The organism is Cobetia amphilecti, assembly GCF_020217465.1.
Lineage (GTDB): Bacteria > Pseudomonadota > Gammaproteobacteria > Pseudomonadales > Halomonadaceae > Cobetia > Cobetia amphilecti.
In genome coordinates, this window is sequence record NZ_CP084115.1 from 918,776 (window position 1) to 937,401 (window position 18,626).

At 63.4% G+C, this 18,626-nt stretch carries 16 protein-coding genes and 1 riboswitch; of the genes, 4 read left to right on the forward strand and 12 right to left on the reverse strand.

What is annotated here, in order from left to right:
- Positions 1–55 precede the first annotated feature (55 nt).
- The 8 genes from LCW13_RS03920 to LCW13_RS03955 form a co-directional block, all read right to left on the reverse strand.
- Positions 56–1,510 carry a WecB/TagA/CpsF family glycosyltransferase gene (locus tag LCW13_RS03920; RefSeq protein WP_225347633.1) on the reverse strand — a complete coding sequence of 485 codons (1,455 nt, stop codon included), beginning with the start codon at positions 1,508–1,510 and terminating at the stop codon, positions 56–58.
- Positions 1,510–2,592: a glycosyltransferase family 2 protein gene (locus tag LCW13_RS03925; RefSeq protein ID WP_225347634.1), complete on the reverse strand. Its 1,083-nt coding sequence runs from the start codon at positions 2,590–2,592 to the stop codon at positions 1,510–1,512. Before LCW13_RS03925 ends, LCW13_RS03920 begins: the two co-directional genes overlap by 1 nt.
- The gene (locus LCW13_RS03930; RefSeq protein WP_225347635.1) at positions 2,589–3,983 is read right to left on the reverse strand and encodes an oligosaccharide flippase family protein; all 1,395 of its coding nucleotides are present in this window, start codon (positions 3,981–3,983) and stop codon (positions 2,589–2,591) included. Before LCW13_RS03930 ends, LCW13_RS03925 begins: the two co-directional genes overlap by 4 nt.
- Positions 3,984–4,129: 146 nt before the next feature.
- Positions 4,130–5,503, reverse strand: a complete 1,374-nt coding sequence (locus tag LCW13_RS03935) for an O-antigen ligase family protein (RefSeq protein ID WP_215823942.1) — start codon at positions 5,501–5,503, stop codon at positions 4,130–4,132.
- A 7-nt stretch (positions 5,504–5,510) separates the two neighbouring features.
- Positions 5,511–6,965 (reverse strand): GumC family protein, encoded by a 1,455-nt coding sequence (locus LCW13_RS03940; protein WP_225347636.1) that lies wholly within the window; start codon positions 6,963–6,965, stop codon positions 5,511–5,513.
- Between the two features lie 58 nt (positions 6,966–7,023).
- Complete coding sequence (locus LCW13_RS03945; protein WP_225347637.1) at positions 7,024–8,196, reverse strand: polysaccharide biosynthesis/export family protein; 1,173 nt, start codon at positions 8,194–8,196, stop codon at positions 7,024–7,026.
- Entirely contained in the window at positions 8,196–8,555 is a 360-nt protein-coding gene (locus LCW13_RS03950) for an STAS domain-containing protein (protein WP_043332452.1), read from the reverse strand. Before LCW13_RS03950 ends, LCW13_RS03945 begins: the two co-directional genes overlap by 1 nt.
- A 225-nt stretch (positions 8,556–8,780) precedes the next feature.
- Complete coding sequence (locus tag LCW13_RS03955) at positions 8,781–9,986, reverse strand: AmpG family muropeptide MFS transporter (protein WP_082388128.1); 1,206 nt, start codon at positions 9,984–9,986, stop codon at positions 8,781–8,783.
- Between the two features lie 253 nt (positions 9,987–10,239).
- Here LCW13_RS03955 and rfaH point away from each other — a divergent pair, with 253 nt between their 5' ends.
- Both rfaH and LCW13_RS03965 read left to right on the forward strand, forming a co-directional pair.
- A complete protein-coding gene (gene rfaH, locus LCW13_RS03960) occupies positions 10,240–10,767 on the forward strand; it encodes a transcription/translation regulatory transformer protein RfaH (protein ID WP_176676340.1) in 528 nt (175 codons plus the stop codon).
- 68 nt (positions 10,768–10,835) lie between these two features.
- Positions 10,836–11,342, forward strand: a complete 507-nt coding sequence (locus tag LCW13_RS03965) for an FKBP-type peptidyl-prolyl cis-trans isomerase (RefSeq protein WP_043332448.1) — start codon at positions 10,836–10,838, stop codon at positions 11,340–11,342.
- Between the two features lie 641 nt (positions 11,343–11,983).
- Here the strand turns inward: LCW13_RS03965 and LCW13_RS17505 are convergent.
- Positions 11,984–12,448 (reverse strand): ComEA family DNA-binding protein, encoded by a 465-nt coding sequence (locus LCW13_RS17505; protein ID WP_263643035.1) that lies wholly within the window; start codon positions 12,446–12,448, stop codon positions 11,984–11,986.
- 294 nt (positions 12,449–12,742) lie between these two features.
- On the opposite strand from LCW13_RS17505, the gene pyrF reads away from it, so the two are divergent.
- On the forward strand, positions 12,743–13,444 hold the full coding sequence (gene pyrF / locus LCW13_RS03975; protein ID WP_225347638.1) for an orotidine-5'-phosphate decarboxylase: 702 nt from the start codon (positions 12,743–12,745) through the stop codon (positions 13,442–13,444).
- 133 nt (positions 13,445–13,577) lie between these two features.
- Here pyrF and LCW13_RS03980 read toward each other — a convergent pair whose 3' ends face one another.
- Positions 13,578–14,402 carry an SIMPL domain-containing protein gene (locus LCW13_RS03980; RefSeq protein ID WP_225347639.1) on the reverse strand — a complete coding sequence of 275 codons (825 nt, stop codon included), beginning with the start codon at positions 14,400–14,402 and terminating at the stop codon, positions 13,578–13,580.
- A gap of 166 nt (positions 14,403–14,568) precedes the next feature.
- Between LCW13_RS03980 and LCW13_RS03985 the strand changes: the two genes are divergently transcribed.
- A complete protein-coding gene (locus tag LCW13_RS03985; protein WP_225347640.1) occupies positions 14,569–15,417 on the forward strand; it encodes a helical backbone metal receptor in 849 nt (282 codons plus the stop codon).
- Between the two features lie 27 nt (positions 15,418–15,444).
- Here LCW13_RS03985 and cobO read toward each other — a convergent pair whose 3' ends face one another.
- Both cobO and LCW13_RS03995 read right to left on the reverse strand, forming a co-directional pair.
- A complete protein-coding gene (gene cobO, locus LCW13_RS03990) occupies positions 15,445–16,044 on the reverse strand; it encodes a cob(I)yrinic acid a,c-diamide adenosyltransferase (protein ID WP_225347641.1) in 600 nt (199 codons plus the stop codon).
- 122 nt (positions 16,045–16,166) lie between these two features.
- Positions 16,167–18,023, reverse strand: coding sequence for a TonB-dependent receptor domain-containing protein (locus LCW13_RS03995; protein WP_225347642.1), 1,857 nt, complete (start codon positions 18,021–18,023; stop codon positions 16,167–16,169).
- 130 nt (positions 18,024–18,153) lie between these two features.
- Positions 18,154–18,406, reverse strand: a riboswitch (cobalamin riboswitch).
- Positions 18,407–18,626 lie beyond the last annotated feature (220 nt).

An 18,626-nucleotide genomic window follows, 5' to 3' on the forward strand; every position in this document is an offset into this window, starting at 1 on the left:
CATGAGTCGTGACACTGGTGCAGCGCAGCACGAATGAGAGAGGGAGTCTCACGCATCAGTAGGCTCCACGGCTGGTCAGAACGGCAGGTATCGTGCGCAACAGCAGCTTGATGTCTTCCTTGATGCCCTGACGATGCAAGTAGAAGATATCCAGATGGATCTGTTGCTCGAAGGAAAGGTCCGAGCGGCCCGACACCTGCCACAACCCGGTCAGCCCCGGCGTGGCATCCAGTCGCATGCGCGCGCGCGCTTCGTAGAGGGCCACCTCGCGGGCGAGGGCGGGGCGCGGCCCGACCAGCGCCATCTCGCCGCGCAATACGTTCCACAGCTGCGGCAACTCATCGATGGACAACTTGCGGATCACGCGACCTACCCGCGTGATCCGCGGGTCCTGCTTCATCTTGAACAGCACGCCACCCTCGCTCTCGTTGGCGGCTTGTAGTTCGCGAAGACGCTCTTCGGCGTCGATGTACATCGAGCGGAACTTCCACAGCTTGAACGGCTTGCCGTGGCGCCCGATACGCTCCTGACCGAACATCACCGGGCCTGGCGATTCCAGGCGGATGGCCAGCATCGTGCCCAGCAGCAGCGGCGACAGCACCAGCAGTACGCCGCTGGCACCGACGATATCCATGGCGCGGCGCGCGCGCGGAGTGAGCCAGTTGCTTGCTCGCCAGCGAAAGTGGCGCCAGTTGGAGCGTGTTTTCATCCACAGGCCGCGGCCGGGAATCGCCTCGCCCCCATATTTTCGTACGCTTAATAAGAAGCCTGGATTGCCAAGTACGTAGCGCTTGAACATGCGGCGTGGCTCCATCAGCAGCCGCCAGGCCCATTCCATGCCCAGTCTGCGCACGATGCCCGGCGCACGCGGGATGCGCTGGGCATAGAAGTCGAACAGACCGCCGACGCCCATGATAAGGGGGACCTCGAGTCGCTCACGATAGGTCGAGATCCACTTCTCCTGTGCCGGCACGCCCATCGCCACCAGTAACAGGTCAGTGCCCTGATTGATCTTCGCCAGCACGTCGTCGATGATTTCCGGGCCGATGAAGCCGTGGTGCACGCCACTGATCTCGAGCGTCGGCCATTGCTCGCGGAGCTTGTCGGCCATCCTGTCGGCCACGCCCGGCGCGGCGCCGAGCAGGAACAGGCGCTTGTTCTCCGCCACCAGCATGTCGCACAGGTGTGGCAGCAGGTCGGTGCCATTGAGGTTGGCTTCGAGCTCCTGGCCGAGCATGCGGCAGGCCATCTTGACGCCGCTGCCATCAGGCAGCAGCAGGTCGCTGTCTTGCAGTACCTGCATGTAATAGCGATCGACCTGGGCCACGTTCAGGCAGTGTGCATTGACGAAATTGACGGTGCGCGGCTGCGGGTCGCTGATCCAGCTCTTGAGCAGGCTCAGGCAGGTGTCGAGACTGGTGTTGACGAAAGGCACCCCCAGCACCTTGACGTGAGGCAGCGTCTTGACGCGCTCAGTGGTGAAGAGGGCTTGATCCAATGGCTGGCTCATCATGGCGACTCCACTTCATGAGCTTCCTGCTGTTGATTCGGTCTGGCCGGCTGCGGGCGCGGCGCATTGTCGATCTTCTTCTTCTGCGCCTTGCCGATGACCCCCTGGGCGAGCCCTTCACAACGCAGATAGAGACTCTTGGGCATCACGCGCAACATCAGGGCGGCCCCTGCCGTGGCAGCGGTGCGCCCGAATTCCGCCTTCCAGATGCCCGGCCATGCCTTGACGGCGCGGCGGCAATACGCCCAGGCAGCATCCCCGTCACGAAGGCGAATCGCCTGACGAGACAGGTAGCGCAGTTGGTAGGCCTGGGCGCGGGGATACCATTGTTCGATGAAGTCAGGCGCATAGGCGCGCGTCAGCTCGACGATCGCAAGCCAGCTCTGGTACTGGCGCTCCAGTTGTGCCGAAAGCCCGCCTTCATTGAGCCGGTAGCGGGTCAGTGGCTCGGGAATGCCTTCCACCGTGGTGCCGGTCTTGAGGGCGATGCGTGTCCAGCACTCGATGTCTTCGCTCTGGCGCAGACTCTCATCGAAATAACAGGGCAGCACGCCCCCCCCCTTGACCTCACAGTCGAAGGCGATGGCCTCGAGAATCTCGCGGCGGATGACCGGTGCCGAGCCATTGCCCACCGGGTTGCGACAGAACAGCAGCCCCGGCGTGATGTCGGTCAGGCTCGGCATCTGGTAGTAGTCCAGCGGTTCGCCGTCGGCATCGATGAAGGCCGAGCGCGAGAAGGACAGACCTACCTCGGGGCGTGCCTCGAGGTGCTCGCGGTGGCGTGCCAGTTTGGCGGGCTCCCAGATGTCATCGGAGTCCAGGAAGGCCAGATAGCGGCCCTGAGCGGCACGCACGCCTGTGTTGCGAGCCCCGGCCAGGCCGCGATTGACCGGATGCGTGATCAGCGTGAGACGCGGGTCGTCGTAGGCCTCGCAGATCGCCCGGCTGCCATCGGGGGAGCAGTCGTCGATGATGAGCAGTTCGAAGTCGCCATCCTCCTGCGCCAGCACGCTGTCGATGGCGGCCGCGACGAATCGTTCGACGTTGTAGATCGGCATGATGACCGAAAAGGTCGGGGTCATGGTCTGGCCTCCTGGACGTCCCTGTCTGGGGAAAGCGATGCGGTGGATGCTGCGTGAGGTGTGTCTGGCGAGTCTGGTGTGTCTGGCAAGTCTGGTGGCGGCGCATCTGTCACCCGGCCGTCCTGAGCGAGGATCAGCCGGCGTGTCCACAGGTAGCCGGGCAGGGCGGCCAGGCTGATACCGACCAGAATGCCGGCCGCGACGCCATTGATGCCGAAGGGCACGCCGGCGAACATGCCGGCGGCGAGCATCAGCGTCATGAAGATCTGCAGCTTGAGGTCTGCCCCGGGCATGCCCTGGGCGCGCAGCAACTGGCCGCAACTGTCGAGCAGGATGCGCGGCAGGGCGGAGAGGCAGATCAGGATCAGGATCGGCAGGGCGCCACGCTCGACCCAGGCCTCCCCGAACAGGATCGGCACATACCAGGGTGCCAGCAGGCTCTGGGCGATGATGGCGGGCACGGCGACCAGCGCGAACAGACGCATGCCGTGGTGCATGCGTGCCAGTCGTTCGCGAGACGTCATGTCGCCGCACAGCTGCGGGAAGATGGCGGTGGAGTAGGCGCGCAAGAGGCCAAGGCTGATGCCGAGTCCGGCATTGAAGGCAAAGAAGTAGACGCCGAGCACGTCCATGGCGAACAGGGCACCGACCAGCAGGTAATCCATCTGCTGACGCAGCACCGAGACCACCTCGACGCCCATCATCGGGCGCGCGAAGCTCATCAGCGGACGCGACCACAGCGTGGAGGGGCGCTCATCGATGCGCCATGATTCGCACCAGCGGTAGGTCAGGGTCCAGATGGGCGTCACGATCAGCTTGGGCAGGATCAAGGCCCAGAACCCGGCGCCCATGGCGGCCAGCAGCATCACGCCGACGGCCTCGCCGATGCTCTGGCCCATCTCGATGCGCGCCGTGATGTGCAGGCGGTTGCTGCGCAGAATTCGCGCCGCGTTGATGGCGGCGGGGGGCAACATCGGGAAGATCAGCGCCAGCGCCATCAGCGGCAGGGTCAGATCGGGAGCGTCATAGAGGTAGGCCAGCAGCGGGGCCAGTGCCATCTGCAGCACCATCAGGCCAAGACACACAACCCAATTGAACCAGTAGGCATCGCGACACAGGCGTTCATATCCCTCGCGCCCGGCCTGCACCAAGGCGGGTACCACGGCGGCATTGGAGATGGCGTGCATGATCTCGTGCGCGGTAAGCACGATGGCGGCGATACCGAAGGACTCCGGCGCGATCATGCGTGCCGCCACCAGGGTCGCGCCCAATCGCGCGATGCGGTGCACCCCTTGCGACATGCCCATCCAGGCCAGATTGCGGATCAGGCGGCCATTGCCACCGTCTCCGCCACCTGTCAGACGTGTCTTGAGTCGCGTGATCACACCCATCGCCTGGCTCCCTGGCTTGTCGTGCCTTTCCAGGCATCTGGTCTTGTCGGTCATGCTTTTGAACGGCTGGTGTAGCCACTCTAGCGCAATGTACTGATGAATTGGCGTGATCTGGCGCAGCCTTGTTCCACTATCCCGTGATCGGGCTAGGTTGCCGTATCGCTGCTGCCGGCATCGGCGGAGGCGGGTGCTGCCCTTGAAAGCGGCTTCTCCACATCCACCGGCCCCATGTTGTGGATATGCCCTTCGCTGGCGGGCAGGCCCGCCAGCTGGTGCGCCTTGCCGATCAGGATCAGGCCCGGCCAGATCAGGTAGGCCAGAATCTCCAGGTTCTCGCCGAAGGAGTAGACGAACAGCAGGCCGACCATGATCAAGCCCAGCTGCACGACAGGGCGGCCGACCACGAAGCGCAGCAGATGCAGCAGGCTGACCAGCATCGGCACCAACAGCGCGAACAGGCCGAAGATGCCCTTGACGAACAGCAGCCCATACCAGCTGTGGTGTGAGCCGATCGGCATGTACTCCACCAGGTGCGGGCCGCGTTCGACGATGCCGTGGCCGAACCACGGCGCCTCGTTGCGCCAGCGATCCACCGCGATGCGCCCCAGCGCGGCCCGCACGCGGGTCGAGTCCGCCCGCGAACCCTTGAAGGCGGCGATGAAGTTGTCGATGGCCTCCAGAATCGGCGCGCCGAGAAAGCCACCGATCAGGCTGACGCCGGAAAAGCTGAACCACAGCCATGGCTTGTGCAGACGCTTGAGCAGGAACATCCCGGCGCTGATCAACACCAGCGACACCAGCGCCATGCGCGAGCCGGACATCAGGATCATCAGCACACTGCCGCCGATGCCGATCGCCTTCCACAAGGGGTGTTTCTCGAGCAGGGCGCAGGCGAAATAGATGCTGGCGACAAAGCCCACCGCCGGCGCCCAGGGCGTGAACAGGCGCCAGCGCGGCATGCCGCTGCCGGGGTCGATCTCATAGAGCGAGACGGCGAAGAATTCCGGCCCCGGCCCGCCGATGGCCTGCAGCGGCGAGACGAAGGGCACCTGGGGCAGCCCCGCCAGCCAGGCGCCGACGAACACCGGCAGCAACAGCATGGTATGCAGGCAGACATGCATGGCCGCGCGGATGATCACCGCCGGGCGGATCGCCAGACAGCCGATGATCGGGAAGACCGCCAGCAGCGCCCAGCCCTTGGCCCAGCCGATGGAGGACTTGATCAGCTTGCCGGTGCCGAGGTTCTCGATCAGGTGGCCGGCCAGCAGCGAGAACTCCATCACGATCATGCCGATGATCCACACCCACAGTGGCCAGGGCAGGCGCGGAAAACGCTGGCGGCCCTTGAGGTGCAGCCAGGCGGCACGCATCACCAGTGACCATGCCAGCACCGGTGCCAACACGTAGAGGCCGCCGACCAGATAGAACAGATAGGTCGCGGTGATCGAGAACCAGATGATGCGTTCTTCCGGGGTCTCGGGGCGGACATCCGCCTCTGGCCCCGCCTTCAGGGAAAACATCGGCGGCTCACACGCTTTGCTGCAGACGCAGCAGGTAGGGTTTTCTGATCCACAGGAGAATCAGGCCGATGATGCTGAAGACGCTCGCGGCGAGCGCACCGACGATGGCCAGCTTGATGCCCAGCGAATCCGCCTTCTCGGGCAGTGGCGGCGGATCGAGGATCTGCAGCATCGGGTAGCTGGCGAAGGGGTCGATCTGACCGATATCAATCTTGGCCAGCGCCGTGGTGTAGACCGCCGTGGCGACCTGTTGCTCGCGCAGCAGGTCCTGCAGCTGGGCAGCCTTGGCGACGCTGTTGTCCAGCCGCTGCTGGCGGGCCGCCAGATTGGCCCGCCCGGTGGCAAGCTCGCTGATCACGCCGCGCCGCTGGGTATCCAGGGTGATCAGCTCGCCGACCAGGGTGTCCTGATTGGCATGGCCGGACGCGGCACGCAGGGCATTCTGGTTGCGCGAGGATTGGCGGGGCAGCAACTGGCGCATGCGTGAGGCCAGCGAGCGCTCGAGGGAATCAAGCCCCGCGGCCAGATTGATGACTTCCGGATTGCGCTCGCCCCATTTGCCGCGCGCTTCATCGAGACTGGCCGCCTGCTCCGCGGCTTGAGTCAGCAGCGCCTGATAGCGGGCGTCGCGCTGCAGGGCGATCACGCCACCGGCCTGGCCGGCGTCCAGTCCCAGGCGACTGGACAGGGTGGCGAGCCGGGCGTTGAGGGCCGACAGCTCGCCATCCCGCGTCTCGAGTGTGTCCTTGAGCGCCTCGACACTCAGCGTCAGTTCCTTGAACTGCTCCATGGATACCAGCCCGGAGGTGGACTGGAACTCGAGCAGCTTGCGCTGGGTTTCCTTGAGCGTGCGGTCGTAGGTCTCGAGCGAGCGGCGGATGACGGCTTCGCGGCGCGCCTGCTCATCATTGCGCAGCTGTTCGATCACCTCATTGAAGGCATCGATGTGCGCATTGGCGCGTGCAAGCGCGGACTTGGCGCTCGGCGCGCTGGTCTGGAAGGCGATCAGCGCGGTCTGGTCGGTCAGCTTGATCTTGGGCTTGCCGTAATCGTCGGGATGCATGTTGACCGTGCTGGCGGCACGCTCGAGCACGGCGGGACTCTCGGCGATGGCGCGATAGTTGACCTTGGGGTCCAGCGAGGAGCTGGAGTAGGAAGAGTTGGCGCTGGTGCTGGCCTGGCCGATGCTCTCGAAGTTCACCGACAGGCCGGAGCCGGTGCCGGGCAGGATCATCGTCCAGCTGGTGGTGTAGGTGACAGGTGCCACGGCGATGAAGGCGATGGTCAACCCCCAGATGACACTCAGGATGGCGGTCGCCAGCAACAGGTAGGCCGCGCGGCGGGTGCGCGGGCGCATGCTGGAGCCACGCGCCGCCCAGCCCAGCAGGACGCCCAGGAGTCGGCGCCCCAGTGAGGGCTTGGCTGCGTCTTGTGGTGTGTCGGGTGAGCGGGACTCTGTCATGCACATCCTTGTCGCGTGGTAGTGATCAGTCGCATTCCATCAACGGACAGGCGATGGGTTACAGCAGAGTGGCCGGCGTCAGCAGGTCAGTCAGCGTGCGGGCGATATCACGGATGTTGGTGACACCGGAGTCATAGCAGCCGACCACATCTTCGGGCATCAGATAGGGATTGACGCCCACATCCGCCGGATTGGCCAGCAGGGCATCGATACCGCGATCGACCACGACCGGCTGATGCGTCATCGGGTTGGTACTGATCAGCACCGCGCGGCGCGAGCCGGAGGTCGCCTGGATACCGCCGACGCAGTTGGCATTGATCACGCCCTGCAGCATGCGCACGCCGTAGGGCACCTGCGAGCGCAACACCGTGTAATTGCTGACGTTGTTGTTGTTGGCAGGGGTGGTCAGGTTGGAGGCATAGATGACGATGCCCGGCGCGGTGAGCGGCGAGGGGCGCATCAGCGCGGCCTGGAAGGCGCCGCTGGAGGGCACGTGGATGCGGTCGCCCACACGCAGCCAGGGATTGGCGGCATACTCGCCGTCGATCAGGCCGCGCATGTCGAGAATCTGTGTCTGGCCGTCGCGAATCAGCTCGATATGGCTCAGGTCCGCGTCGGGACGGATGCCGCCAGCCGTGGTCAAGGCCGCCGACAGACGACGTTGTTGACTGGCATCGCCGCCGGCGAAATCGCGGCGCACCATGCGCTCTTCGGGCAGGCGGGTATTGATGACCGCCTCGCCCGGGAAGAACACCGCGCCGGACACCGCAACGGCCAACGGCGCCCATTCCTCGAGCCGGATGCTGACATGCGCCAGACCCGGGCGAATTAGCTCTTCCTGCACCAGACGCCGGGTGATCTCATCCGCCAGGGCGTCGATGGTCTTGTTGGAGGCCTCGACCGGCGAGAGCCACGGCAGGCGCAGGCGTCCATCATGATCTACCTCGTAGCTGCCATCGAAGAGTTCACTGCCGGCGACCCTGACGCTCAGGCGATCACCCGCCGCCAGCCGCTGGTCATCGCCCGCGGGCAGTTGCATGAAGCGATCATCGGCATGAGGGGCAGGCAGCTCCAGCGGCCAGTGGGTCGCCTGTTGCCAGTGATCTTCGGCGGGAGTGTCGTCCAGCATGATCGGCGTACAGCCGCCCATCAGGCCGGCCGTGATCGCGACACCCAGCAGGCGTCGAAGAGAGCAGACAAGGGAGCTGGGCCGAGTCAGGTCGCGTTTCATCAGGCTACCTCACGAGAAGGCCCTGTCCGGGTGTCACCGCTCGACTCCAGCAGCGGGTCGCGCTGATAGTAGATATCGAAGAGCTCGAACAGGCGCACGCGCTCCAGCTCTGTCTGCATGACCGGCGAGGGTTCGACCACCACCAGCGCCGCCGGGGACAGCGCATCATGCAGGCTGACCAGCACCGAGAGCCCATCGGCATCGATGGCCTCGACATGGCTGAGGTCCACCGCCAGCGTGCCGGTGTGCTCAGGAATCATCGCCAGCATCTCCTGGCGGAAATAGCGCGCGAGCTCGCCTGTCAGCTGGGCAGGCGGCGTGATCATGATGCCTTCGTGAATCCGGGTGGTGATGGGCATGACGGGCTCCCTGTGCTTGATGTCACCGCCTGGCGCCAGCTGGGCCTGCGGTGCAGCTTGTTATCTTTATGCACTATGCCGCATAAGCATCGTTTACCTGCTGTTACAGTGTCAACGACGCCGACTGACTTGCCTCATTCTTTCTTGCTGGGTTTCGTGGTGCTACCTGCTGTTTTCGGGCTCTCCTGCTGTTTTCGGACTGTCCAGGTTGCCTGCGCGGCGTTGTCACTCGCCCGACATGGCAGGTGACTTGTGTGGCGTGGCCAGCATCGCGCCCCAGTGGCGGAAGCGCAGCAACAACAACAGGCCCGGTATGGCGGCCAGCGTGCAGATCCAGAAGAAGCTGTCCCAGCCGGCCGCATCGGCCAGATAGCCGGAGGGCGCGGCGATCACCACGCGCGGGAGGCCCATGATCGATGAGAGCATCGCGTACTGGCCGGCGGTGAAGCGCTTGTCGGTCAGCGCGCCCATGAAGGCGATGAAGGCGGCGCTCCCCATGCCGGCCGCCAGATTCTCGAAGGCGACCACCGCCGCGAGCCACGCCAGCGAATCACCGACGTGATGCAGCCAGACGAAGCCGGCAGTCGATACCATCTGCAGGATGCCGAACCACCAGAGCGCCCGATAGATGCCGATGCGCATGATCATCAGGCCGCCGAAGAAGGTGCCGGCCAGCAACGGCCACAGGCCGAACAGCTTGACGGTCGCACCGATCTGGGAGTTGCTGAAGCCGATGTCCTTGTAGAAGGGCGTGGTCAGATTGCCCGCCACGGAATCGCCCAGCTTGTAGAGCAGGATGAACAGCAGCAGCCAGATGGCACCATCGCGCTTCATGAAGTGGCGGATGGGGTCCCACAGGATCTCATGCAGATGATGGGCGCGCGGCGCGGCCTGTGCTTCGGGCTCCGGTGCCAGCAGGGTCACCAGCATGCAGGCGCCCAGGGTCGCGGCCATGATCAGGTAGGTCACGCGGAAGCCGATCATGTCGGCCAGCACCAGGCCACCGGCCGAGGCCATCAGCATGCCGATGCGGTAGCCATAGACATAGAAGCTGGAGCCCAGCCCCAGCTCGTTGTCCGGCAGATGCTCGCGCCGATAGGCGTCGATCACGATGTCCTGTGTGGCGCTGAAGAAACTGACCGCCAGCGCGATGGCGCCCATGGTCAGCGGCGACATGTGCGGGTCCTGCAAGGCAAGCAACGCGATCAGTGCGGTCAGGGCCAGCTGGGCGATCATCAGCCAGCCACGGCGCCGACCGAGCACCGGCGGCATGATGCGGTCCAGCAATGGCGCCCACAGAAACTTGAGGGTGTAGGGCAGGCCGACGAGCGCGAGCAGGCCCACGGCGTCCAGTGAGACACCGGCATCCGTCATCCAGGCCTGCAGCACGCTGCCGGTCAGCAGCAGTGGCAGCCCGGAGGCGAAGCCCATCAGGAACGTGATACCATGACGGCCAACGAGTAAGCGTAAATCCTTTGAAGTCAAAGCCTTGCCTGTCCATGCAGAGGGTGTGGCCGCGCGTGTCACACGCACGGTGAGCGGCTATCTGCCGCTTGCGTCATTCATGGCCGGATTGTCGCACTGCCTGAGGGCAAGAGCCATGCATTGTCCTGCCGGTCAGCCGACAGGCATGATGCAGGTCGAGACACGCATGAGTGGGGCAGGCAGGCAATGAGAGGTCATCATGAGTGAAGCCCGAGAAGCTGCCAAGGCGCATTGGTATCTGATCCAGTGCAAGGGCGGGGAATCCTTCCGTGCGGCGGAGAACCTCACCAATCAGGGATTTCACGTCTTCCACCCCCTGTTGGAGGTGGAAAAGAAGCGCGGCGGCAAGCTGCGTTGGGTCGAAGAGCCGCTCTTCCCCTATTACCTGTTCATACGCCTTGATCAGATGGATGACAACTGGCGGCCGATTCGCTCGACCCGTGGCGTGCTCAAGCTGGTCAGCTTCGGCAACACACCGACGGCGGTGCCGACGCCCCTGGTGGAAGCCCTGATCGCCAGCGGCGAGCAACGCCAGGAGCAACCGCCGGAGAATGTCTATTTCCGGGCCGGCGAGCAGGTCGAGATCATCGATGGCCCCTTGAGTTCGCTCAGTGGCGTCTTCGAGAGCGCGAAGGGCGATGAGCGCGTCATCGTGTTGCTCAATCTGATCAATCAGCAACAGCGTGTCGAGCTGTCCAGTCGTCAGCTGCGGCGTAGTGAAAGCTGAGCTGCCGTCCTGTCTCATCCGACTTGATCCGCGAGACCGCATTGCACCTTTCTTCTGGAGTGGTTCCCATGGCGATTACTTCCCAGCAGGTCGTCAGCCTGCATTACACCCTGCGCACCGCTGATGGCACTGTGCTGGATAGCTCCCTTGAGCGTGAGCCGATGGATTACCTGCATGGCCACGACAATATTCTGGCAGCGCTCGAGAGCGCGCTTGAGGGCTGCGATGTCGGCGACCGCAAGGTCGTCAATCTGACGCCAGCCGAAGGCTTCGGTGAGCGGGATGAAGGCCTGGTGCAGTACTTCGGGCGTGATGCCTTCGGCCCGGGTGAGATCAACGCCGGCATGCGCTTTCAGGCCCGCACCCCGGAAGGCCAGCGGTCGGTCACGGTGCTGGAAGTCGGTGAGCAGCAGGTCAAGGTCGATGCCAATCATCCGCTGGCAGGTCAGGCGCTGAGCTGGGAAGTCGAAGTGCTGGAAGTGCGCGATGCCACGCGTGCCGAACTCTCGGCCGGTCATCCGCTCGGTCTCGATGTCAGTCATACCGAGATCGAAGACAAGAAGGTGCGTCGCTGAAGTAGGCATTGCGGATGGGTGCGACGCTCAAGCTCATCGTTGCAGCCCCTCTTCAACAACAGACAGCCCCGCTGCCGGAATCCTCGGCAGCGGGGCTGTCTGTTGTTGGGGCCTGTAGCGATGGAGAAAATTGATATGGATCAGTCGTCTGCGCGCCAGCCGCACGGATCGAGCCGTGAAGCCTTCAGGACTTGATGCAGATCAGATTCGTGCGGGGCGTGGAGGGGTAGAGTGTCCTTGTCGAGGCCGCAGCAGGCCGACACAGGCGAAAGAGCTATTGATGTCAGAGCTATTGATATCAGAAGCACTGGTGTCAGCTGCCGACAGAGGCTGGCATTCAGGGAGCCCCTTGGGGAAGGGGCAGGCCAGGATGGCCGCTGTCAGAATCGGGCTTTTGCAGGTGCCGATTCGCCGTCAGGGGAGGGGGAAACCCCGCTAGCCGACCTTCGGGTCGGCTTTTTTGGTTGTGGGGTTCAGTGGGGAAATGGCTAGCACTGCGTTTGCATGACGCTGGCTTGTCTGCGGGCTGCTTGAAAGCTTTTGCCAGTTCTTGCCAGTTCTTGCCAGTTCTCTGGGAGAAAGAGAGTCGCTGGGCAGGCAGCCCCGCAACTGACACGAGGTTGCCTGCCCGGCGAGACGGCTCAACTATTGTTGCTGGCAGTCTTGAGGCTCTCGACTTCCTTGTGGGAGTCGACGGCCTTCCCGGTGGTGGTCTTGTCGATGCTCTGACTTTTCTTGACAGCCTGGCTTTTCTTGACAGTCTGGCTCTTCTGGATAGCCCCGTCTTGCTTGACCGACGGGCTCTTCGTGTTGATGGCCGAGGTCTTCTTGCTTGGCTTGCCCGGCTCGCCCAGCGTCAATGTCGTGTTCATTCGCTTGAGCGTATTGGGGCCGATTCCCTTGATTTCCGTCAACTGTGCCACGTCGGTGAAGGGGCCGTTCGCCTTGCGCCACTCGATGATGGCCTGGGCCTTCTTGCCACCGATGCCCTTGAGCTCGGTCAGTTGTGCGGCAGTGGCGGTGTTGATGTTCATGTCTGCGGCCTGGCTGGTCGGTGACAGTACCAGCAGGCTGGTCACGAGAAGTGTTCCTAGCAGGGTTTTCATGGTCGCTTCCTATGCTCACATCAGGGCGGTCGATTGGAAGTGCGCGGGGCGACCACCCGAGGCCCTGCGCGAGAAATACTCTGGCTCAGGTATTAGATTTGTAGTCATTTAGATTTAAACGATTTCTCATCCTTGCGCGGCTTTCTGCGCTCAACGCAAGAAAGCACTACGAGCGTTAGCCTGCTGATTCGATTCATCTTTCCCTGGGCATACAACGACAGAGCCGAGCGCTATAATGTTGCCCCGAGCCCATGACCTCCTGTCATTGCGCCTGCCACATCGCCTGGAGCCCGGATGCCTGCCACGACTTCCCCCCTGATCATCGCCCTCGACTACCCGGACATGAGTGCTGCGCTTGCCATGGCAGACCAGCTGGATCCTGCGCGCTGTCGCGTCAAGGTAGGCAAGGAGCTGTTCACGCGTGTGGGTCCCGAGATTCTCAAGGCATTGCATCAACGCGGCTTCGAGGTCTTTCTCGATCTCAAATTCCATGACATCCCCAACACCACCGCCCAGGCCGTGCTGGCGGCAGCGGAGCACGGCGTGTGGATGACCAATGTCCACGCCTCTGGTGGGGCGCGCATGATGCAGGCCGCCGCCGAGGCGCTCTCGACTCGCGGCCTCGATACCCAGCTGATCGCCGTGACGGTGCTGACCAGCATGGAACAGACCGATCTGGCCGGTATCGGGCTGGATGTCACGCCGCTTGCGCAGGTCGAGCGGCTGGCGGCCCTCGCCCAGCAGAGCGGCATGCACGGTGTGGTGTGCTCCGCACGTGAGACCCCGAGCCTCAAGGCGCTGTGTGGCCCTGAGTTCCTGAAGGTGACGCCGGGTATTCGCCCGAGCTTCGCGCAGGCCGGTGATCAGCGGCGCACCATGACGCCCGGTGAAGCCATGGTGGCCGGTAGCACCCATCTGGTGATCGGGCGTCCTGTCACCCAGGCGGAGGATCCGCTGGCGGCGCTGGCGCTGATCGAGCAGGAGCTGGGCGCCTGATCGGCTGATTGTCTGCCTCATGGGCAAAAAAATACGCCAGTCGCAGACTCTGCGACTGGCGTATTTTTCATGGCAGTAATCAGCAGCAGTGATCACTGCTGCTGATTACTCGCTCACGTTTTGCGCGACTGCCTCAATCGGCAGACTTGATATGCCAGCTGACCTGAACGCTGCTCTCGAGGCTCAGCTCGCCGGGGCGGTATTCGCTGCCGCTGCTCTTGGCCTCTGCCATGTCGGCACGCATTGCCATCATCTGCGGGCGCGGGCTGTGTGAGGACTCATTGATCGACTGCACGCTGCCCAGGGTTGCGCCGAGGGTCTCGGCCATCAGTTGTGCCTTGTGGCGTGCCTTGGTCAAGGCTTCCTGCAATACCTTGTCTTCCAGGGCGTCCCGTTCACTGATCTGATACTGCACACCGGCCAGTTGATTAACGCCAGCGCCCAGCAGCAGGTCGATGACTTCCGGTACCTTGTCCAGGTCATCGAGAGCGAGGCTGATCGGACGCTCGAGGTGTGTACGGCGCCATTGCTGGGGCTGCTGCTGACCATTGTTGCGCTCGTAGTACTGCTCAGGACGCAGGTTGAGGCTGCCGGCGCTGATCTGACGGCTGTCGATGCCCGCTTTTTCCAGTGCCTGAATCAGTGTCGTCATGCGTGATTCCAGTGACTCGCGCGCCTTGCGGGCTGCCTGGCCCTCGGCCTTGCTGTCGGGAGCCTTGTCATCCACCTTGCGCGCGGGCGTCTTCTCCCACAGGCGCGCCTGGATGGTTGCCTTGTCGGGCGCCGCCTCCAGGCTGGCGCTGGCGCTGACATGCACCAGAGCCGGTGCGGGCGTCTGGTCGGCGCGGGCCAGGTGTGTGGCGCTGGTGGTGCATAGCGCCAGGCCGCATAGCATGGCGGTACGACGCAGGCGCTGGGCGAGGGGGGCGGGGCCTCTGGTGGCGTAGTTCATCAGCATGGGAATTCCCTTGAGTAAAGTGGCAACATTGTTGCCTGGCGCTTGGTGAGGGGCATGAATGCGGGCGCGATAGGCTTGAAAGTATCAGCAATGGGGGCGATGCGTGAAGGTACACGAGAGACTGCGCTGGATACGTGGCGCTGCACAGGCAGTGTTGGTGCTCGTCATGACATTGCTGATGGCGCTGCCTGCCCTGGCCGCAGGGCGTGAGGTGATCGACGATGCAGGCGACGTCGTGACGCTGTCACAGCCAGCGCAGCGGGTGGTCACGCTGGCCCCGCACGCGGCCGAGCTGGTGGCGGCGGCGGGAGGCTTGCCGGCCTTGATCGGTGTGAGTCAGGGCAGTGATCATCCCCCTGCGGTCAGCGAGCTGCCGCGCCTGGCCAGCTATCACGGCCCCAACCTGGAGGCGCTGCTGAGTGCCCGGCCTGATCTGATCGTGGCATGGGGCAGCGGGCTTTCCGGTGAGATGCATGAGCGTCTGACAGCGTTGGGGATGCCCGTCTTCGTCAGCGAGCCCGCCACACTCGACGACGTGCTGTCCAATATCACTCGGCTTGGCACCTTGCTGGGCACCCGTGACATCGCGGATAAGCATGTGACGACGCTCGCAGCGCGCATCGAGCAGCTGGAGCGCGCGCGCGACAGCGACCCCTTGCCGGTCTTCTTCCAGCTGGGGGAGAGCCCGATGACGACATTGGGTGGCAATCACCTGGTCAATGAGCTGATTCGGCGCTGCGGCGGTGAGCCGCTGCTGACGGACTCGCCCGCCGTGGTGCCGCAGATCAATCGGGAAGCCTTGTGGCTGGCCAGGCCGCGTCTGATTCTGCATCCGGTCGCGAAGGGGCCGGCGCGCGAGGAGTGGATTGCCGCCTGGCGCAATGAGGCTGGGCCGCTTTCCGAGGTGGCACTGGCGGGTCTGACTCCTGACCTGATCAGCCGTCCCGGCCCGCGCAGTGTCGAGGCGATGGCAGAGGTCTGCGCTGCCATCGCGAAGGTGCCGGCGTCGGACTGAGGGCATCGGAATAAGCGCGTCGGGCGCTCAGAAATCGATGCCGCGCCGCGCCTTGAGACCATGATTGAAACCGTGGCGAATCTCGGTCATCTCGGTGACGGTATCGGCACAGGCAACGATTTCACGATTGGCATTGCGCCCGGTGATGATGACGGTCTGCACCGCAGGGCGATTCTCGAGTGCCGTCATCACCTCCTCCAGCGGCAGATAGCCGAACTTGACCATGTAGGTCAGCTCGTCGAGCACCACCAGATAGACGCTGTCATCGCGCATCAGGCGCTGCGCTTGCTGCCAAACGGCCTGACAGGCGGCGGTATCGGCCTCACGATTCTGGGTGTCCCAGGTGAAGCCGGTGGTCATGGCATGCACTTCGAGATTGGCATCCTCGGCGAGCCGTTCGCGCTCGCCGCATTCCCACAGCCCCTTGATGAACTGGATGACACCGACCTTGTAGCCATAGCCCAGCGCGCGGGTGATGGTGCCCCAGGCGGCGGTCGTCTTGCCCTTGCCATTGCCGGTGAACACCAGCAGCTGGCCGCGCTCCTCAGTGGCCTGCGCCACCTTGTCATCGACATGCGACTTGAGTTTTTCCATCGCGGCCTTGTGGCGGGTATTGCGATCCGTCATGCGTATGCTCCGTAGTCAAAGGCACAGCACCGTCCCGGGGGACGGTGCTGTGATCGGTGCTGTGGTATGTGTGGCTGCTTGTCGCCCGAGGCTCTTCAATAGAGGCACCCCGGTAAAGCCGCTCAGAAGAAGAAGGTGACGCCACCTTCCACATAACGGCCCTGGGTGTTGTAGCCATTGACCAGTTGGTATTCGCGATCGAAGACGTTATCCAGCTTGGCGCTCAGCTTGACGTTCGGCATCACCTGCCAGCTGGTGCGCAGATCGACCACGCCATAGCCAGCGATTTTATAGTCATCATATTGACTGTTATCACGCCTGCTTGAGCCACGAAGAGTGGTTCCGAAGCTCCAGTCGTCGAATGCGTAATCTACATCGATGCGCGCAAAGCGCTTGGCGCGTCTAGATAATTGGGTATTGTTAGTCTTATCTATAGGATTCTGCCAAGTAGTAGAGGTCTTGATGGTTAAATTATCATTTTTCCAGCCAGTACTTAATTCAATGCCTTGAATGCGGGCCTTATTTACATTGTAAGAAGTTTGAGCATTTTGATCATAGGTAATCAAATTGTCGATATCGGTCTGGAAGGCATTGAGGCCCAGATGCCAGTGGTGTCGCTGCAGGCGCCAGAATAGCTCGGCCGTGGTGGAGGTCTCGGCATCGAGGTCCGGATTGCCGGAGCCATAGGGGTTGTAGAGGTCGATCAGGTTCGGTGCCTTGAATGCGCTGGAATAGCTGGCACCGAGCTGTTGCGCGGCCGTCAGGTCATAGGCGTAGCTGGAGCCGCCCGTCATCTGATGGCCATAACGATTGTCGTCGTCATAACGCAGGCTGGTCGTGACGTGGTGACGCTGTTGCTGAAGATGCCAGCTGCCGTAGACGCCGGTGGCATAGCGGCTATCGACGCTGTAGCCCTCGGCATCCAGGCTTTCCTCGCGATGGTCCACCCCCAGACTGAGCGTGCCGAGGTCGGTGTAGAAGTCGTGGCGCAGGCCGACCTCGTTGCGAGTACTGGCGACACGCCCGGCATCGCTGCCGGCTTGGGTGTTCTCGTACTCATCCCGCGTGCGCGCCACGCTGACCGTCATGTCCCAGTTCGGGTTCAGGTGCGTCAGCAGGCTGGCATCCAATACCATCTGGCTGCCTTCGCCGTGGCAGTCTTCCGAGGCACTGGAGCTGCTGTCGTAGCAGTCGTCATAGTCGTAATCGGTCTCGGTGTTGGCGACGCCGAGGCTGAGCGTGGCCTGCTGACCGAAGTCGTGGCCAAGACGCAGTTCGGCGCCCGTGGCCTCGTAGCCATCCTCTTCACTGCCGGTATCGCGGGCCGAGAAGCCATCGCTCTCATCATGATGGAGATTGGCCGAGAGGCGCGTGTCGTCTTCCACCGAGCTGAACTGGGCGTTCTGGCGGAAGGTGCCGTCGCTGCCGGCACGCAGGGTGACTTCTGCATGCTGACCGACTTCGTTGCCGCCACGCGTGATCAGGTTGATCACACCGCCGATGGCATCGGCGCCGTAGACGCTGGCACGCGGACCACGCACGATCTCGACACGCTCGACGGCGGCGAGTGGCAGGAACTCGAAATGCGCCAGGCCATCGGCACTGTTGGCGACACGCTGGCCATTGACCAGAATCAAGGTGTGGTCGGACTCGGTACCGCGCATGAAGAGGCTGGTCTGGCTGCCCATCGGGCCGCTGCGGGCGACCTCGATGCCATTGCGTGATTGCAGCAGATCGACCAGCGAATTGGCCTGCAGGCGATCGATCTCGTCACGCGTGATGACGTCGGTGCTGGCCAGCACATCATTCTGCAGCTGCGGAATGCGATTGGCGGTGACCTGAACGGTGTCCAGGTCCTCGGATGAATCGGTGGTCAGCGCATCAGCAGCGACGGCGGGCGGGGTCAGCAGCAGCAGGCTACCGACGAGGATGAAGCTGGCCTGCGCAGATGCGCGACCACGAGTGTTGTTGTGTTTCATGAATGATCCTCAAGCGTCAGACGCAATGAGGAGGACAGCGTGACAGGGTGCGCGAGCACACGCCCCCCGCGCGCGCTGATCAAGCAGGCCCGTCGCGGGAGACTTGCCACTGGTGAGGCCCTCCGCATCAACCAGTGTGGAAGCGAGGGCCGGTCTCCGGACTGACGCCTGGTGGACTCCAATGGCAGGAGTCTCACCCTCTCATGCGCCTTCCCACCTCCTTCCCTTGGGGGAGGCCTGAATAACAGGACCTCCCGGAGGCAGTGGCTGGCCGTGTCGATCTTGTCGATCGTGGTCGACCTGCATGAGCGTTGCGATCACCGTTGCGGGGGCAGTACGGGGTTTTCACCCGTTTCCCGAACACCCTGGCTTCAACGTGAACTATTGTCTGGGGCGGGGGTGAGGGAGTCAATCGGCAAACCGGCGTTGCGCAGGCTGCCACCCAGGGCCGCTCAGGTGCGGTCATTCAGGGGGAAAAGTCAGAGGGTAAGCCAGAGGCTGCGTCAGAGGGTAAGTCTTCGGTTGTGCCAGATACGACAACGCCCGCACGGGGCGGGCGTTGTCGAGATGACGGTCTGGCCAGATGGCGGTATCTGCTCGATG

Bases quoted from the DNA above. Each gene is read 5' to 3' on its own strand.
- rfaH (WP_176676340.1), top strand. From the start codon at position 10,240: ATGAGTGAAGCCCGAGAAGCTGCCAAGGCGCATTGGTATCTGATCCAG.
- LCW13_RS03945 (WP_225347637.1), bottom strand. From the start codon at position 8,196: ATGAAACGCGACCTGACTCGGCCCAGCTCCCTTGTCTGCTCTCTTCGA.
- LCW13_RS17505 (WP_263643035.1), bottom strand. From the start codon at position 12,448: ATGAAAACCCTGCTAGGAACACTTCTCGTGACCAGCCTGCTGGTACTG.
- LCW13_RS03940 (WP_225347636.1), bottom strand. From the start codon at position 6,965: ATGACAGAGTCCCGCTCACCCGACACACCACAAGACGCAGCCAAGCCC.
- LCW13_RS03980 (WP_225347639.1), bottom strand. From the start codon at position 14,402: ATGCTGATGAACTACGCCACCAGAGGCCCCGCCCCCCTCGCCCAGCGC.
- cobO (WP_225347641.1), bottom strand. From the start codon at position 16,044: ATGACGGATCGCAATACCCGCCACAAGGCCGCGATGGAAAAACTCAAG.
- LCW13_RS03935 (WP_215823942.1), bottom strand. From the start codon at position 5,503: ATGTTTTCCCTGAAGGCGGGGCCAGAGGCGGATGTCCGCCCCGAGACC.
- LCW13_RS03965 (WP_043332448.1), top strand. From the start codon at position 10,836: ATGGCGATTACTTCCCAGCAGGTCGTCAGCCTGCATTACACCCTGCGC.
- LCW13_RS03950 (WP_043332452.1), bottom strand. From the start codon at position 8,555: ATGCCCATCACCACCCGGATTCACGAAGGCATCATGATCACGCCGCCT.
- LCW13_RS03920 (WP_225347633.1), bottom strand. From the start codon at position 1,510: ATGAGCCAGCCATTGGATCAAGCCCTCTTCACCACTGAGCGCGTCAAG.
- pyrF (WP_225347638.1), top strand. From the start codon at position 12,743: ATGCCTGCCACGACTTCCCCCCTGATCATCGCCCTCGACTACCCGGAC.
- LCW13_RS03985 (WP_225347640.1), top strand. From the start codon at position 14,569: ATGACATTGCTGATGGCGCTGCCTGCCCTGGCCGCAGGGCGTGAGGTG.
- LCW13_RS03995 (WP_225347642.1), bottom strand. From the start codon at position 18,023: ATGAAACACAACAACACTCGTGGTCGCGCATCTGCGCAGGCCAGCTTC.
- LCW13_RS03925 (WP_225347634.1), bottom strand. From the start codon at position 2,592: ATGACCCCGACCTTTTCGGTCATCATGCCGATCTACAACGTCGAACGA.
- LCW13_RS03930 (WP_225347635.1), bottom strand. From the start codon at position 3,983: ATGGGTGTGATCACGCGACTCAAGACACGTCTGACAGGTGGCGGAGAC.
- LCW13_RS03955 (WP_082388128.1), bottom strand. From the start codon at position 9,986: ATGGGCTTCGCCTCCGGGCTGCCACTGCTGCTGACCGGCAGCGTGCTG.